Annotated in this window: 17 protein-coding genes and 1 riboswitch; of the genes, 11 read left to right on the forward strand and 6 right to left on the reverse strand. The window is 56.5% G+C overall.

What is annotated here, in order from left to right; all coding sequences use genetic code 11:
* Positions 1 to 30 precede the first annotated feature (30 nt).
* The gene (locus tag ACS92L_RS00770; RefSeq protein WP_438766382.1) at positions 31 to 225 is read left to right on the forward strand and encodes a hypothetical protein; all 195 of its coding nucleotides are present in this window, start codon (positions 31 to 33) and stop codon (positions 223 to 225) included.
* A gap of 9 nt (positions 226 to 234) precedes the next feature.
* Here the strand turns inward: ACS92L_RS00770 and ACS92L_RS00775 are convergent, their stop codons facing one another.
* The 4 genes from ACS92L_RS00775 to ACS92L_RS00790 all read right to left on the reverse strand — a co-directional run bounded on the left by ACS92L_RS00775 (position 235) and on the right by ACS92L_RS00790 (position 2,584).
* Positions 235 to 744, reverse strand: a complete 510-nt coding sequence (locus ACS92L_RS00775) for a PRC-barrel domain containing protein (protein ID WP_438766383.1) — start codon at positions 742 to 744, stop codon at positions 235 to 237.
* A gap of 94 nt (positions 745 to 838) precedes the next feature.
* On the reverse strand, positions 839 to 1,174 hold the full coding sequence (locus tag ACS92L_RS00780; RefSeq protein ID WP_438766384.1) for a DUF3140 domain-containing protein: 336 nt from the start codon (positions 1,172 to 1,174) through the stop codon (positions 839 to 841).
* A 46-nt stretch (positions 1,175 to 1,220) separates the two neighbouring features.
* Positions 1,221 to 1,439 carry a DUF2945 domain-containing protein gene (locus ACS92L_RS00785; protein ID WP_438766385.1) on the reverse strand — a complete coding sequence of 73 codons (219 nt, stop codon included), beginning with the start codon at positions 1,437 to 1,439 and terminating at the stop codon, positions 1,221 to 1,223.
* Between the two features lie 101 nt (positions 1,440 to 1,540).
* Positions 1,541 to 2,584: a YihY/virulence factor BrkB family protein gene (locus ACS92L_RS00790; RefSeq protein ID WP_438766386.1), complete on the reverse strand. Its 1,044-nt coding sequence runs from the start codon at positions 2,582 to 2,584 to the stop codon at positions 1,541 to 1,543.
* Positions 2,585 to 2,791: 207 nt separating this feature from the next.
* Between ACS92L_RS00790 and ACS92L_RS00795 the strand changes: the two genes are divergently transcribed.
* The 6 genes from ACS92L_RS00795 to ACS92L_RS00820 all read left to right on the forward strand — a co-directional run bounded on the left by ACS92L_RS00795 (position 2,792) and on the right by ACS92L_RS00820 (position 6,784).
* On the forward strand, positions 2,792 to 4,141 hold the full coding sequence (locus ACS92L_RS00795) for a hypothetical protein (protein ID WP_438766388.1): 1,350 nt from the start codon (positions 2,792 to 2,794) through the stop codon (positions 4,139 to 4,141).
* Positions 4,142 to 4,176: 35 nt separating this feature from the next.
* Complete coding sequence (locus ACS92L_RS00800) at positions 4,177 to 4,491, forward strand: glutaredoxin family protein (protein WP_438766389.1); 315 nt, start codon at positions 4,177 to 4,179, stop codon at positions 4,489 to 4,491.
* A 167-nt stretch (positions 4,492 to 4,658) separates the two neighbouring features.
* Positions 4,659 to 4,829, forward strand: coding sequence for a hypothetical protein (locus tag ACS92L_RS00805; protein ID WP_438766390.1), 171 nt, complete (start codon positions 4,659 to 4,661; stop codon positions 4,827 to 4,829).
* A 146-nt stretch (positions 4,830 to 4,975) separates the two neighbouring features.
* Positions 4,976 to 5,161 carry a CsbD family protein gene (locus ACS92L_RS00810; RefSeq protein WP_438766392.1) on the forward strand — a complete coding sequence of 62 codons (186 nt, stop codon included), beginning with the start codon at positions 4,976 to 4,978 and terminating at the stop codon, positions 5,159 to 5,161.
* 148 nt (positions 5,162 to 5,309) lie between these two features.
* Complete coding sequence (locus ACS92L_RS00815; RefSeq protein WP_438766393.1) at positions 5,310 to 5,588, forward strand: peptidylprolyl isomerase; 279 nt, start codon at positions 5,310 to 5,312, stop codon at positions 5,586 to 5,588.
* Positions 5,589 to 5,791: 203 nt separating this feature from the next.
* Positions 5,792 to 6,784, forward strand: a complete 993-nt coding sequence (locus ACS92L_RS00820; protein ID WP_438766394.1) for an adenosine deaminase — start codon at positions 5,792 to 5,794, stop codon at positions 6,782 to 6,784.
* Here ACS92L_RS00820 and ACS92L_RS00825 read toward each other — a convergent pair whose 3' ends face one another.
* Positions 6,785 to 7,723 (reverse strand): AEC family transporter, encoded by a 939-nt coding sequence (locus ACS92L_RS00825; RefSeq protein ID WP_438766395.1) that lies wholly within the window; start codon positions 7,721 to 7,723, stop codon positions 6,785 to 6,787.
* 144 nt (positions 7,724 to 7,867) lie between these two features.
* Between ACS92L_RS00825 and ACS92L_RS00830 the strand changes: the two genes are divergently transcribed.
* Together ACS92L_RS00830 and ACS92L_RS00835 are read left to right on the forward strand one after the other, a co-directional pair.
* Positions 7,868 to 8,911 carry a hypothetical protein gene (locus ACS92L_RS00830; RefSeq protein WP_438766396.1) on the forward strand — a complete coding sequence of 348 codons (1,044 nt, stop codon included), beginning with the start codon at positions 7,868 to 7,870 and terminating at the stop codon, positions 8,909 to 8,911.
* 79 nt (positions 8,912 to 8,990) lie between these two features.
* Entirely contained in the window at positions 8,991 to 9,392 is a 402-nt protein-coding gene (locus tag ACS92L_RS00835; RefSeq protein WP_438766397.1) for a glutaredoxin family protein, read from the forward strand.
* 58 nt (positions 9,393 to 9,450) lie between these two features.
* Here ACS92L_RS00835 and thiC read toward each other — a convergent pair whose 3' ends face one another.
* The gene (thiC, locus tag ACS92L_RS00840; protein WP_438766398.1) at positions 9,451 to 11,385 is read right to left on the reverse strand and encodes a phosphomethylpyrimidine synthase ThiC; all 1,935 of its coding nucleotides are present in this window, start codon (positions 11,383 to 11,385) and stop codon (positions 9,451 to 9,453) included.
* Between the two features lie 83 nt (positions 11,386 to 11,468).
* Positions 11,469 to 11,593, reverse strand: a riboswitch (TPP riboswitch).
* A gap of 550 nt (positions 11,594 to 12,143) precedes the next feature.
* Here thiC and ACS92L_RS00845 point away from each other — a divergent pair.
* Positions 12,144 to 13,055 carry a TIR domain-containing protein gene (locus ACS92L_RS00845; RefSeq protein ID WP_438766399.1) on the forward strand — a complete coding sequence of 304 codons (912 nt, stop codon included), beginning with the start codon at positions 12,144 to 12,146 and terminating at the stop codon, positions 13,053 to 13,055.
* An 81-nt stretch (positions 13,056 to 13,136) separates the two neighbouring features.
* Positions 13,137 to 13,772 (forward strand): hypothetical protein, encoded by a 636-nt coding sequence (locus tag ACS92L_RS00850; RefSeq protein WP_438766400.1) that lies wholly within the window; start codon positions 13,137 to 13,139, stop codon positions 13,770 to 13,772.
* Positions 13,773 to 13,952: the final 180 nt, after the last annotated feature.

The following is a 13,952-nucleotide window of genomic DNA, read 5'->3' on the forward strand; positions in this document are numbered from 1 at the left end:
TGTTTCCGGTCCATGAGACGGGAGGTCGCCATGCAACATTATCGACACTATCCCCTTGGCGAAATTGCCATTTTCCTGCTGGTCATTCTGCTGGCCCTGTTTGTTCTGATCGGCGGCGATACCCTGACGCCTGATCGAGGCAGCAGTATGCCCGCCTGGTGCGAGCACCATGACGGGCATTGTCCCGGTGTTTCAGGCGACCCGGCGCGCAGTTTCGGAAGCTAGCCGTGGCCGTTAGTTCTGCAGGGCGTCACCGGCGCGCTGCAGCAGGTTGGAGGTGGCCTGCCGGGTGTCTTCCCAGGCACTGCCGGCGGCGTCACTGGTTTTCTCCCATGTCTGCGACGCCTGCTGGCGCGCGTCTTGCCACCAGTCGTTACTCCATGTGGGCTGCTGTTCGAGCGCGTTGCGATCAAGATTGACGGTGACGCGGTACTCGAGCTCGTCCAGGTCGGTATTGTTGCTGGTCTCTACCGTAAAGTCACCGCGCTGGATGACGTAGCCATGGTCCTGCGTTGCAGAGCCTGCGTCATCGGCTTCGATCACGATGGCCTGCAGACTCATGTCATCGCCAAACAGCAGGTCTTCAACTTCGCCGATGCTCTCCTGATCGTTTTGAAGGTGTACCTGAGCATCCATCAGTTTGTCAGCAGAGTAGAGCCCCTGAGTGGCGGGCTGGTCATCGGCCTGGGCGATAGCCGCCGCGCTCATCATGATCGCGCCGGCGAGAAGGGAACGTTTAAGCATGGGGACATCCTTTGTCATGGGGTTGTAAAAATCATGGCACCGGCAGGGCAGACCTGCGCAGCGCTTTGATGGGTGGTCAGTTTCGGTTCAGTCGTTACGATGATTTGAGCGGGTCATGCCCCCAGTTCATCAGCGAGTAGCGCCAGCGCGAGGTCTTTTTATCCTCTTTTTGCGGCGGCTGCTTGAGATGGCGGGCCACGTACTGGTTGACCTTTTTCATGTGGCTGTAGTCATCGTCATCAAGCTCGGCCTTGCGCTTTCTCTTGATCTCGACGATGCGTCGGCCGGACTGATGGCCGGTGGATTCGCCCTCGCTGCTGTCACCCACCGATTTTGACTCGTCGCTTTCAAGCCACTCTTCAAGCTCTTTGGGCGCCATATTGACGCTTTCCCTGAAATCCTGGTAGATGGCTTCCCTGTCGTCACTCATGGGGTGCTCCCTGACCCTGATAATGTATCGTCTTTTCTGGCAAGGCTCAGGCCTTGCGCAGTTCCTTGTGCAGCTTGAGCACGCGATCGCCGTCATCCTGCTTGATCATGTAGGCCGGCTCATCCTCGGTGGCGTTGCGGGTCACGTCGCTGCCCTTGATGCGCCGGGTCACCCTGTCGGTGTATTTGCGGGTGACCTTGCCTTCGGTCCAGTTATCGCCCCATTTCCATTTCACACGCTGGCGCTGACGGTAGTGTTCGCTCATGAAAACGCTCCCTGTTGAATCATTGCGGTGTGTCCATTCACACGCTCTTGAAACGCTGCCCTGCCTGTCTCCGGCTCGGGCAGGGGAAAGGTTCAAGGGGGCTAGTCGGTACGGTCGCTGCGATTGTCGCTTTCCACGCTGCTGGCATCGGTAAAGGCGTTCTGGCCGATATCCTTGTCGTCGCGTGCCACGGTGTCGGCCGCCCAGGCGCCGCGCTTGCCCATTGGCCGTGGTTTGCCGGTGGTCGTGTCCTTTTTGGTCTGGCGCTCGAGTTCGCAGTTAAGCGCCGCACCGAGCAGCACGATAAAGGCCGACAGCCAGAACCACAGCAGCAGTACCATGACCGCGCCGATGGTGCCGTAGGTCTGGTTATAGTTGCCGAAATTGCGTACGTAAATGGAAAAGCCGATCGAACCCAGCGCCCAGAGCAGCGTGGCTGTAATAGAGCCGACACTGAGCCAGCCCACGCGGGAAGGGGCCCGGTCAGGTCCGTAGCGGTAGAGAATGGTGATGGCGCTGATGACCAGTAGCAGCAGAATCGGCCAGCGGATATAGGTCAAAAGCGCCGTCAGGGTCTCGCCAAAGGGCAGCCATGCAATCAGGGGCGGCAGTACGGCAATGGTGCCCAGTGTCAGAATGGTCATCACCATCATGGCCCCGGTCAGAAACCAGGTCATCAAAGTGAGCTTGATCAGGCCCCGCTCTTCCTTTTCGCCATAGATGATGTTGAGCCCGGCCATCAGCCCGCGCATGCCCTTTGAGGCGCTGTAGACCGTGAAAGCAAGACCCGCTACGGCCGTAATGCTCATGCCGGTACCGGCACTGCTGTTCACCGACAGGGCCTGCTGTCGAATGATGCTGGCGGCGTCTTCGGGGAGCACGCTGCTGAGCATTTCGATCTGACCCTGCACCTGCTGGGGATCAAAGGCCAGACCCCAGATCGAAATGAAGGCGGCGATGGCCGGGAAGATTCCCAAAAAGGCATAAAAGGCGATGCTGGCCGCGATCAGGGTGGCGTGATTGGCTTCCACCTGGCGTTTGACGCGAAAAAGCGTGTCCTTCCAGCCGCGCCCCGGCATGGCAAGCGGCGAACCGGAGTCGTGTCCCCGGTTCTTGCCGTGAGGCTTGTCGGTGGTGTCCTGCATGGTTTGATTACCCCGGTTGAACGATTCAGACAGGCGCTTAATGCCTTCGGGTGCCTGGCGTATAAATGAAATACCCTGTGGGTGGCGTCTCCCAGTGTAGTGGCAATAATGCCATTATTGAGACGAAAACCAGGTCGCAACGCATGAAAGTTACATGCGTCACAAATGGCGGTGTCTCCGCCGCGTCATGCTTCAAGGGTCACGTTCTTGGTCAGTGTAGAGCGCAGGGAAGGTTTCAACATCAAGATCTCGCGGGTGCTCAGGGAGGCCACCGAGCACGGGCTGGATCTTTATCTGTTTGTGCCCGCAGAGATCGATCTTCATCGCAATGTCGTCTCCGAGGGGAGCTTTTATCACAACGCCATCCACCTCAAGCGCACCTATTACAGCAATCAGCGTCACCTGCCGCTGGCCCATAGCCGTCTGGCGCGCCGAGACCGCCAGTCGCCCGAGCGTTATCGCCTGAGCCTGAGTCTCTATGCCTATCAGTATGTGGTCGCGCTTGAGCGTTTGATCGCACCGCTGGAAGGCGATCGCGACCAGGTAAGCGTGGAGGCGCTGGAAGAGGTGATAGAGCTTGCAAGCAGCGTGCCCAGGCGCATGCGACGCAATCGCCCCGGGGATGACAGCCAGCTCAAATACTTCATCAACATCGACAACTACATGTCCTGGATCACCGAGCAGCGCCTTTTGAAGCTGGTGGCCGGGCTGCCCGAACCTGATGCGTCACAAGCGCCGGCACGTGCGTCGCTGCTGGAAATCTGCCGGTTTGAAAGCCGTTACCGCAGTGAGCATCAGTACAACTCGAGCCGCGCCGCCCAGAGCCCGTCGCGCATTTCCAACAAGATGCGTCTGCTACGGCGTCTGATCGAGTATCCCGTCACGCTCAAGCAGAAAACACGCGAGCTGGGGGCCTGGGAGGAGCGCGGCGTCAAGGCACTGGCAACCGGGCTGGTGATGCTGGTGATTTCGGTCATGATGCTCGAGGCGCGCAACCTGGTGGGCGATCTGACCCTGCGCTTTGTGTTGATACTGGCGCTTTTGTACGCCATGCGTGAGGTTTTCAAGGAGGATCTGCGCAATACGCTGTGGCGCTGGCTGCGAAGGGGGCGACCCAAATGGATGCGCCAGTACTTTGATGTACACAGCCGTGAGATGGTCGGTCAGCAGCGCGAGTGGCTTGACTATGTCCGTTTTAAAAGACTCGATGACGACATCCGCGCCACCCGGGGCGGGGGCGTGACCCAGCGCGAAGAGGTCATTTTGCAGTACCGAAGCCGCTCGAAAATGCTACCGACCCGGTTTCTCAGCGGCTATGAAGAGACCCGCGAGATCATGATGCTCGATCTTTCCATGATCGCGAATCTGCTCGAGGACAGCCATCATCATGTCTATCAGCTCAACGATGATGACGTGGATCGTGAGGTGGTCGAGCGGCGCTATCAGCTCAACCTGGTGGCGCGCGGTATCCGCGGCTCCCAGAAAACGACCGTCCAGCGCTGGAAAATCAACATGAGCCGCTCGGGCATCGTGGACATCGAGGAGTCCACGCCCTGAAGATGGCGCGCAACCTCAAAAAGGAGAATTCTTCGATGCACGACGATCTCGACCAGACGTCTCGAACGCCTCAGGCACAGGCAGAAGTGGACCAGCAGTGTCGCTCCCTGGCCCTTTACGAGTTCGAGAGCTGCCCCTTTTGCCGCCGTGTGCTGCATGAAATCGAGCGGCTGTCGCTCAATATCGAGCTGCGCAATACACGCGAGGACCCGGCAGCCCGCCAGGAGCTGATCGAGGGGGGCGGGCGCGCCATGGTGCCCTGTCTTCGAATTACCCAGGAGACCGGCGAAACGCACTGGATGTATGAATCTGCCGATATCACGGCCTGGCTGCGCCAGCAGTTTGGCTGATATACCGTTATCAAGAACGATAACCTGTGATGAAAACGTTATTCACAATCGTTCACAAAATGATGGCTGACGGCTGGCAGGTAGTAGCTATGCTGTAAAAAGGTACCGACACACGAGTCAGACAGCATCGGTACATGTCGGACCATCATGCAGAACAGGAGGTTGGCATGTCAGAGTCAAAAGGTGGCAAGGCTGAAGGCATGATCGACAAGCTTGGCGGCAAGATCCAGAAGGAAACCGGCAAGGCGACCGGCGACAAGGATCAGATCGAAAAGGGTGAAAAGGATCTGGCCAAGGGCGAGCGCAAGGCCAAATCCGACGATAACGGCAAGGCCTGATCAGCGCTGATCGCATCTTTTGTGCCGATACAGCGATGACATTGGCAATGCGCTATAAACGTCTACACTGAGTCATGCGCATCCTGAATGCGCAGACGCTGCCCTTGAAAGGCAGGTGTCATATTTTCTACAGGGAGGTAACTGTCATGGCTACAGATTCCAAGTCCGACAAGGCTGAAGGCGCACTCGACAAGGCAAAGGGCAAGGTCAAGGAAGCCGTAGGCAAGGCAACCGACAAGCCCGGCACTGAAGCAGAAGGCAAGGCCCAGCAGTCGAAAGGGCATGCCGAAAGCGCCAAGGGCGACGTCAAGGACGCTGTCAACAAGAAGTAACGCTTGCACCGTCAAGGGTTAATGAAGGGCCGCTTTTTAGCGGCCCTTTCTGTTTTCTGGACCGGTTTGGCATGTTCAGGGCGCCAGCAGCGCTATGGCCTGCCTCGCTCCCGGCGTACAATCGCGGTTTTAATTCAAGGAGCCCATCATGGCCCAGGCAAGCGCACGTCATATTCTCGTCAACAGCGAAGCCGAGTGTGAAGCACTCAAAAGTGAAATCGAGCAGGGCAAAGACTTTGCCGACGTGGCCCGCGAGCACTCGAAGTGCCCCAGCGGCAGTCAGGGCGGCGATCTGGGTACCTTCGGCCGCGGTCAGATGGTGCGTGAATTCGATGAGGTCGTTTTCACCGGTGATCTCAACAAGGTGCACGGTCCCGTCAAGACCCAGTTTGGCTATCATCTGCTGGAAGTGACCAGCCGCAGCTGATCACGGCGGTCATACGGCGTTTACGTCGTATAATGATGTTTCGGGGGCTGTCTGTCATGGCAGCCCCTTTTCGTAACGCCCGAGCGGGCGACACTACGCCCCCGCTGGTTTATCCTGCCGTGGCGAAACGACCCCGGTCGTATTATTTGATGAATCGATCGACCTCTGGCGTTGATTGACCGCAGGACTGTGAGGAAGTGCTCATGAAAGACTGGCTACAAACGCTGCCCAAGGCGGAACTGCACCTGCATATCGAGGGCACGCTGGAACCCGAGCTCATGTTCGAGCTGGCCGCCAGAAACGATGTTGCGCTCCCCTATGGCTCCATTGAAGAGGTCCGCGCGGCCTATAATTTTACCAACCTGCAATCCTTTCTCGATCTCTACTATCAGGGCATGAACGTCCTGCACACCGAGCAGGATTTCTTTGATCTGGCAATGGCCTACTTTGAACGGGCCCACCAGGACGGCGTGGTTCACGTTGAGCTCTCCTTTGACCCGCAGCCGCATCTGTCCCGCGGCGTGGCGATGCGCACCCTGTTCGCCGGTCTGGGGCAGGCGCGCGAAGAAGCCGGCCGCCGCTTTGGCATGTCCACGGCCCTGATCATGAGCTTCTTGCGCGACCGCAGCGCCGAAGAGGCCATGGACGTGCTGGAGCAGGCCGCCCCCTGGTATGACCAGATTGATGCCATCGGTCTGGACAGCGCCGAGCTTGGCAACCCGCCGGAGAAGTTTACTGCCGTGTTCGAGCAGGCTCGTGCGCTGGGCATTGCAAGACTTGCCCACGCCGGCGAAGAAGGCCCGGCGGCCTATATCAGCGGCGCGCTGGATGCCCTCGATGTGTGTCGTATCGATCACGGCGTGCGCTGTCTTGAAGACGAGGCGCTGGTGGCACGGCTTGCCAACGAACAGATTCCGCTGACGGTCTGCCCGCTGTCCAACGTCTATCTCAAGGTCTTTGATCGTCTTGAAGACCACACTCTGCCAGCGCTTCTGGATCAGGGACTGTGCGTGACGCTCAACTCCGATGATCCGGCCTATTTCGGCGGCGGCATGCTCAATAATTTCCTGGCCTGCCAGGACGCCTTTGGCTGGGATGAGGATGCCTTCCGGGGACTGGCCCGTAACGCCATCGAAGCCGCCTTCATGGACGAAAACCGTCGCGAAACGCTATTGAAGGCCCTTGCCGAGTGCTGATCAGCCGCCGCTCTGGTGAATCATCCAGATGGTCGTGCTGATAGTGATAAACGAGAGGACCGTGGCGGCCAGCAGCGCCGCCGCACAGAGCCTGTCCATCGAAAAGCGCAGGCCGAAGATGGGGTAGACGCTCAGCATGGGGGCGCTGGCGATCAGCAGCGCGCCCGTCATCAGCTCGGTGTTGTCGATGGGAAAGACCTGAAAGCACAGCAGCACCAGCAGGGGATGACAGACCAGTTTGGCCAGCGTGATCTGACCGATATCGCGATACATGCCCTGGACCTTCAACCCGTAAAGCGTCCCGCCGATAACAAACAGCGCCACCGGCGCCGAGGCGTCGGCAAGCATATCCAGCGCCTTGTAAAACGGTGCGGGTATCGAAAGGCCGGACAGCGAGATCAGGGCACCGCTGACAATGGCGATAATGATCGGGTTGCGCGAAAGCCTTTTGGCCGTCGTGACGACCGTTTTTCGTAGTGAGATGCCCTGCTGACTGCCCGCTTCGGCCAGCGCCAGCGCCAGCGGGATCATCACCATGTTCTCGATCAGCATGCACAGTGCCAGTGCCACGCCCGCCGTCGGGCCGATGACCATCACCGCAATCGGATAGCCGATAAAACCGCTATTGGCGGTGGCCATGCCCATGGCGTTGATAGCGGCGTAATCCAGACGCTGGCGCTGCACGCGATACACCAGAAAAAGCCCCGCCAGAAATGTCAGCAGCGATCCCAGCCCGTAGGCCAGCAGATAGTGGGCATCGAACACATCGGCCAGGGCATTCTCGCTCAGGGCGCGGATGATCAGCGCCGGCAGAGCAAAATTGACTACCAGACGTCCCAGCCCCTGAATATGCTCTTTTGAGACCACGCCCCACATGACGGCGGCGTATCCGAGAGCGATCAGCATGAAGATCGGGGCAGTAATGCTCAATACATTCAAGAACCTGACTCCAGAGCAAGCGTTTGAGCCCGAATGGCGGCACGTTCACGTTGATCCATGAGCGGCTGTCGGGGCGCTGAAAGATTGTATCGAACGAATGGCGGCGTCAAATCAGCGTCATCCATTGTCCAAAGGAGGTCTGCCATGCGCGCACATTCCATTCATCACGGCACACTGCACTGTTTCCCGGCCGGACTGGCCGATGACCGGCAACAGATGGTTCATGCCGAAGTCTCCGCTGTGGTGTACGACGGTCAGAGATTAATTCTTGGCAGCGACAAGCCGATTCCCGGCGCCGAACGTTCCTCGGTCTTTGCCGTCGATATCGATGATCAGGGCCATCCGCAGGAAGATACGCTGGCTTACTATACCCAGCCACTGATCCGCCAGGCGATCAAATACGAGGATTTTGCGCTGACCGTGGATGGTCGCCATGTACTGGCCACCACCGGTTTTGATCGCATCCACCCCGAGGATCACTCACTCAATGACTATAACCATCTGCTGATCTGGCCGCTGGGCGACCCGGACCGGGTGCAGGTCGTTGACCCGGACCCGCGTGACGGTGTGGAAGGTTCACTGGAACTGCGCCAGCGGCTGACGGCCGCTATCGGCATGCCCTATTACAAGATAGAAGGCCTGGCGGCCATTCCGAGTGAAAAAGGCGATGGTCTGCTGCTGTTTGGCGTGCGGGAACAGGGGCAGCATTTTGATGACTTCAACTATGTCTGCCGCGTGGTCGGCGCCCATTACCGGATCAACGAACAGGGGCAGCTGGTGTTTCTCGACGAGATGCGCGAGCACTACGCCTTTGATCCCGGTCAATTCGAGGCCGTTGAGCACCTCTGTGGCCTGTCGAGCCTTGAATATGACCCGTATAACCACCGGCTTTATCTGATGACCAGCTTTGAAAACGAGCAGGGCGGCATCGACAGTATCGGTGGCTATCTCTGGGTTATCGACATGGCCGATCTTGCACGCGGCAGGGCACCCGCGCTGGTGGAAAACGAAACCGGGGCACCGCTGGTATTCACCCACAAGGCCGAAGGGCTGGCCGTGCTGGATCACGAGCGGCTGTTTGTCGCCTACGACAATGATCGGGAGCTGGCGCTGGGCGATCATGATCCCAAACGCGAGCAAAAACATGCCTGCGAGGCGCCCTGGACGCTTTTACAAATGATCCAGTAACACCCCGGGGGTCAACCGCGGCGCCCGGGGCTGATATCATGGGCGCTGTCCTTTCGTTTTACTTCCCCACGGTGTCGTCATGAAAATACTGGTTCGTTATTTCTTCAAGGGCGTTCGCCTGGTGCTGGCGCCTGTCATGATCGCCCGCGACCGCTTCGGTCGGCCCGAACCGGTCACGCGCACCCAAAGGGCGCAGACGGAAGTTGACCGCGCCTGCCAGTCGCTGACGCTGTATCAGTTTCGCACCTGCCCCTTCTGCGTGAAGGTACGCCACGAGATGCATCGGCTGGCACTGCCGATCGAACTGCGCGACACCCAGCACGACGATGCTGCCCGGCAGGCATTGAAGGCCGGCGGTGGCCGCGTCAAGGTGCCGTGTCTTGCCATCGAGGAAAACGGCGGGACCGAGTGGATGTACGAGTCCGACGCCATCAAGGCCTATCTACAAAAGCGCTTCGAGCCCGATACCGCAACCGCCTGAGAGCACAAAACCCTGATATGAAAGGCCCCGGCTTGCCGGGGCCTTTTGCGTTGGCGGGTCAGACTTCCCTGTAGAGCTCGCTGCCGCTGTCGCGAAACTTCTCCGCCTGCTCGGCCATGCCGCGGCGCATGGCGTCTTCATCGCCCTGAAGTCCGCGGTCGCGCGCATATTCACGAACTTCCTGACTGATCTTCATCGAGCAGAACTTCGGCCCGCACATGGAGCAAAAGTGCGCCACCTTGGCCGAGTCCTTGGGCAGGGTCTCATCGTGGTATTCCCGCGCGGTATCCGGGTCCAGGCCCAGATTGAACTGGTCCTCCCAGCGAAATTCAAAACGCGCTTTTGAAAGGGCGTTGTCGCGGCGCTGGGATGCCGGGTGGCCCTTGGCCAGATCGGCGGCATGGGCGGCAATCTTGTAGGTGATGATGCCGGTCTTCACATCGTCGCGGTTGGGCAGCCCCAGGTGCTCTTTAGGGGTGACGTAGCAGAGCATGGCGCAGCCGTACCAGCCGATCATGGCCGCACCGATGCCCGAGGTGATGTGGTCATAGCCCGGGGCGATGTCGGTGGTCAGCGGCCCGAGGGTGTAAAAGGGCGCCTCGTCACAGCATTCGAGCTGCTTGTCCATGTTCTCCTTGATCAGGTGCATCGGTACATGGCCGGGCCCTTCGATCATGACCTGCACGTCATGACGCCAGGCGATCTGTGTCAGCTCACCCAGGGTTTCGAGTTCGGCAAACTGGGCGGCGTCGTTGGCATCGGCAATCGAGCCCGGGCGCAAGCCGTCACCGAGTGAAAAGGCGACGTCATAGGCCGTCATGATCTCGCAGATCTCTTCAAAGCGGGTGTAGAGAAAGCTTTCCTCATGATGGGCCAGACACCACTTGGCCATGATCGAGCCGCCGCGCGAGACGATGCCGGTGGTGCGTTCGGCGGTCATCGGCACGTGATGCAGCCTGACCCCGGCATGGATGGTGAAATAATCCACCCCCTGTTCGGCCTGCTCGATGAGCGTGTCGCGAAAGATCTCCCAGGTGAGGTTTTCGGCCACACCACCCACCTTTTCCAGCGCCTGATAGAGCGGCACCGTACCGATCGGCACCGGCGAGTTGCGCAGTATCCACTCGCGCGTCTCGTGGATGTTCTGGCCGGTGGAAAGATCCATGATGGTATCGGCGCCCCAGCGGATGCCCCAGGTCATCTTGTCGACCTCTTCCTCAATCGAGGAGGTCACCGCCGAGTTGCCCAGGTTGCCGTTGATCTTCACCAGGAAATTGCGCCCGATAATCATCGGCTCGCTTTCGGGGTGATTGATGTTGTTGGGGATGATCGCCCGCCCGCGGGCCACTTCTTCGCGCACAAACTCAGGCGTGATCTCCTCCGGCAGGCGGGCGCCAAAGGATTCGCCCGGGTGCTGATGACCCAGAATGCGCTCGACTTCCTCATTGCCGATCTGCTGTCGGCGCTGGTTCTCGCGCAGGGCGATGAATTCCATTTCCGGGGTGATGATCCCCTGTCGGGCGTAGTGCATCTGGGTCACGTTGCGGCCTGCTTTCGCGCGCCGCGGGGTGCGTTTCAAATCAAAACGCAGGGTCGCCAGACGCGGGTCCTCGGCGCGGCGCTTGCCGTATTCAGAGGTGGGGCCGTCCAGCCACTCGGTGTCACCCCGCTCATCGATCCAGGCCCGGCGCAAATCCGCCAGACCGCGGCGGATGTCGATACCGGCGCCCGGGTCGGTGTAGGGGCCGGAAGTGTCATAGACCAGCAGCGGTGGGTTGTCTTCGATGCCGTCGCGGGTAGTCGTGGGGGAGAGACTGATCTCGCGCATCGGCACGCGGATATCCGAGCGCGAGCCTTCGACGAACACCTTGCGTGAGGCGGGCAGTGGCGATACGGAAGCGCTATCGACGCGGGCGCTGTCGGCCAGAAAGGTGGGGTGCTTTTTGCCGCGCCGCGGTGTGCGTGCGTTTTGGGCGGCGGTGGTATCAGTCATGTTGTGCTCCAGAGCGTGACGTCAGTCAGCCGGCGCACAGCGTAGGCAGGAAGGGGGGTGTTGCAGGATGCCGGAACGGCAGCGCGGACCCTTCGCTTGAATCCCTACGCCGGTATTAGCCGGATCAGGTTCATCGGGATCCACCGTGGTGTCGCTTCGCGACACAAGATGATCTCAGCCGGTTCCACCGGCACCCCGTCAAGCAGCAATGGCAGCACCATCGCGGGCTCAGTCTGTGCCGGGCAAAGGTACCCGGTCAAGTGTCATCAATGAGCGTTGACCGCCGATTCAGCGCGCGGCATTAATCCCCATCTGCCAGAAGGCGCTTTGAAGGCGCGTGGTACTCCGTCAAGCAGTTGTCTTGGCGAGTTCAGGGGGTGGTGGAGGAATAGGCAAGTTTCTTGCTAGCGGCACACCAGAAAGCGGCTGGCTTATCCAATGGCAGCAGGTGTTCTCGGGAAACAGGCTATAGCGTTTTATCCGCAGGGAAGCCCTGACTCTGTTTATCAGCTTCACGAGATTGTCTCATTACAGCTAAGTTCATGTTTTTTAATTATTATTGAGGGCATATAAATCATGCCAGTACATGAATAGGGGATATACTGCCAAAATTTGCTTTGCCGTCTTTGTGATCAATGGGATAGTTTTGTTTGAAGGGGCTATATAACTTCAATGGACATACCGTCACATTCATTGAGGTTATGCAATCTAGTATATAATTACTGTTATTTAATATCCAAGCAGGTAATGGAGTAAGAATGTCTATATCAACAATTTCAAGCTCGATTGCTAGGCTGCAAAAGGAAATATCAGACCTGCACCAAAAAATAAGTTTGGAGACAAAAAAAGAGTCTGATTGTGGAAGTCGAATTGGACAAATTGAAAGAAGTATTACCAAAAGTACTAGTGATGGCATGTTGAAAAGTAAGAGCGCTGAAGTTCAAAGAAAACAGGCTGATATAGCTAAAGCGCAAGTAAAGAAAGCGGATCTGTATAAAAAACTATCCGATAAAGAAGGTCAGTTGCTAAAAGCAAAGCAAGATTTGCTTAAGGAAGAAGAAAGGGAACGCAAAAAACAGGCCGGTATTGATGAAAAAGAAAGAAAAAAACTAGCAGATTTAGAAAAGAAACAGCAGAGAGAGCAGCTTGAATACCAACGCCGGCTGCAAGCAGAAATCAATCAAACTGCCAATATGGCTGCTTCTTTAAAAGAGCTGCCGGTCGCTCAGAACATTTCACATGAAAGTATCGTAAAATATGACTTGTTTATTTCCCATGCTTCAGAAGATAAAGAGGAATTTGTTCGTCCACTAGCTGAAACGCTAGAAAATATTGGAGTTAAAGTATGGTATGACGAGTTTACTTTGAAAGTCGGTGATAGCCTGAGAAAAAGTATCGACCAAGGTTTGGTTAATTCCAGATTTGGAACAGTGATTCTATCGTCTGCTTTTTGTTCAAAGAACTGGACACAGTATGAGCTTGATTCGATGGTTGCGCGAGAAATGAACGGCCATAAAATGATATTGCCGATATGGCACAAAATAACAAAGAATGAAGTTATTAGTTTTAGTCCATCGCTTGCTGATAAAGTAGCTCTCAACACTTCTTTACAGAGTATCGAGGAAATAGCAGGAAAGCTTGCAGAGGTAATACTGAGCGCAAAGGCATAACAATTTGCTGCTACGGAAAATTTACTCGTTAACGCTGAAAAAATTCAGCAGAGCAAGGCATTATCCACTAGAGGAAGCACTGTGCCGTATCAAGTGATTAGACGTGACCTTACTGAAACAACTAGGAAATGCGATTTCTGTCCGCAGCATTTAACTTCTCTTAAAGCTTATATTTTAGAAGATTTGGAGACAGGAGAATTATCATACGCAGGGCCAACGTGTGCAGAGAATAATGCCGGGAAAGGCTCGTTATTCGGGACTCCTGACTTAACCAAGTTTACTTTCCCAAAAAATGATCGAGAAGGAGGTGTTTCCGGCGGAGGAGGTGGCGCGTCTGCGGACAATCCAGAGAAAAGAGCGATTGAGTACTTAATGCTAAGAGAGTCTAAACTTGTAAGTGAGCTTAAGTGCTCATATCCAGTATTGAAGAAATACTATGAAAAGCAAAACGGTCAGGGGCTTTCGGAGGCTGATATTCGCCATGTAAATAATATTGCAGCTAAGGCTCCTGAAAACCTCAGTCTGGAAACACTGCAAAGAATATACAATTATTTATTTTGGATCGATGTGGCTATAGAAAAACTGCCAAAAGAGAAAAATAAGTTCCTTGTTGGCGTCAGAAGTACCATTATCTTGAGAGGAAAAATTTTCGAGAGGCAAACAGAATCTATAAATAATTGGCTTAAAAATATCGACGGCGTGCCACAGTTAAAATAGTGCATAACAAGTTGCTGCACGCGGACAAATTACTCGCCGCGTTCGCAATTTACCAGTGATCAAAGCGTTATATATTGAAAAGTGGAAATACATACTCCAATTCTCGGTGTATATGTTCTCCGGTCTTCCCGATACTGAACAGACGGCACTATCCCAAGCTTTGGCGACTCGGCCTAGCAT

The sequence above is a fragment of the Kushneria halocnemicola genome, assembly GCF_965650455.1.
Lineage (GTDB): Bacteria > Pseudomonadota > Gammaproteobacteria > Pseudomonadales > Halomonadaceae > Kushneria.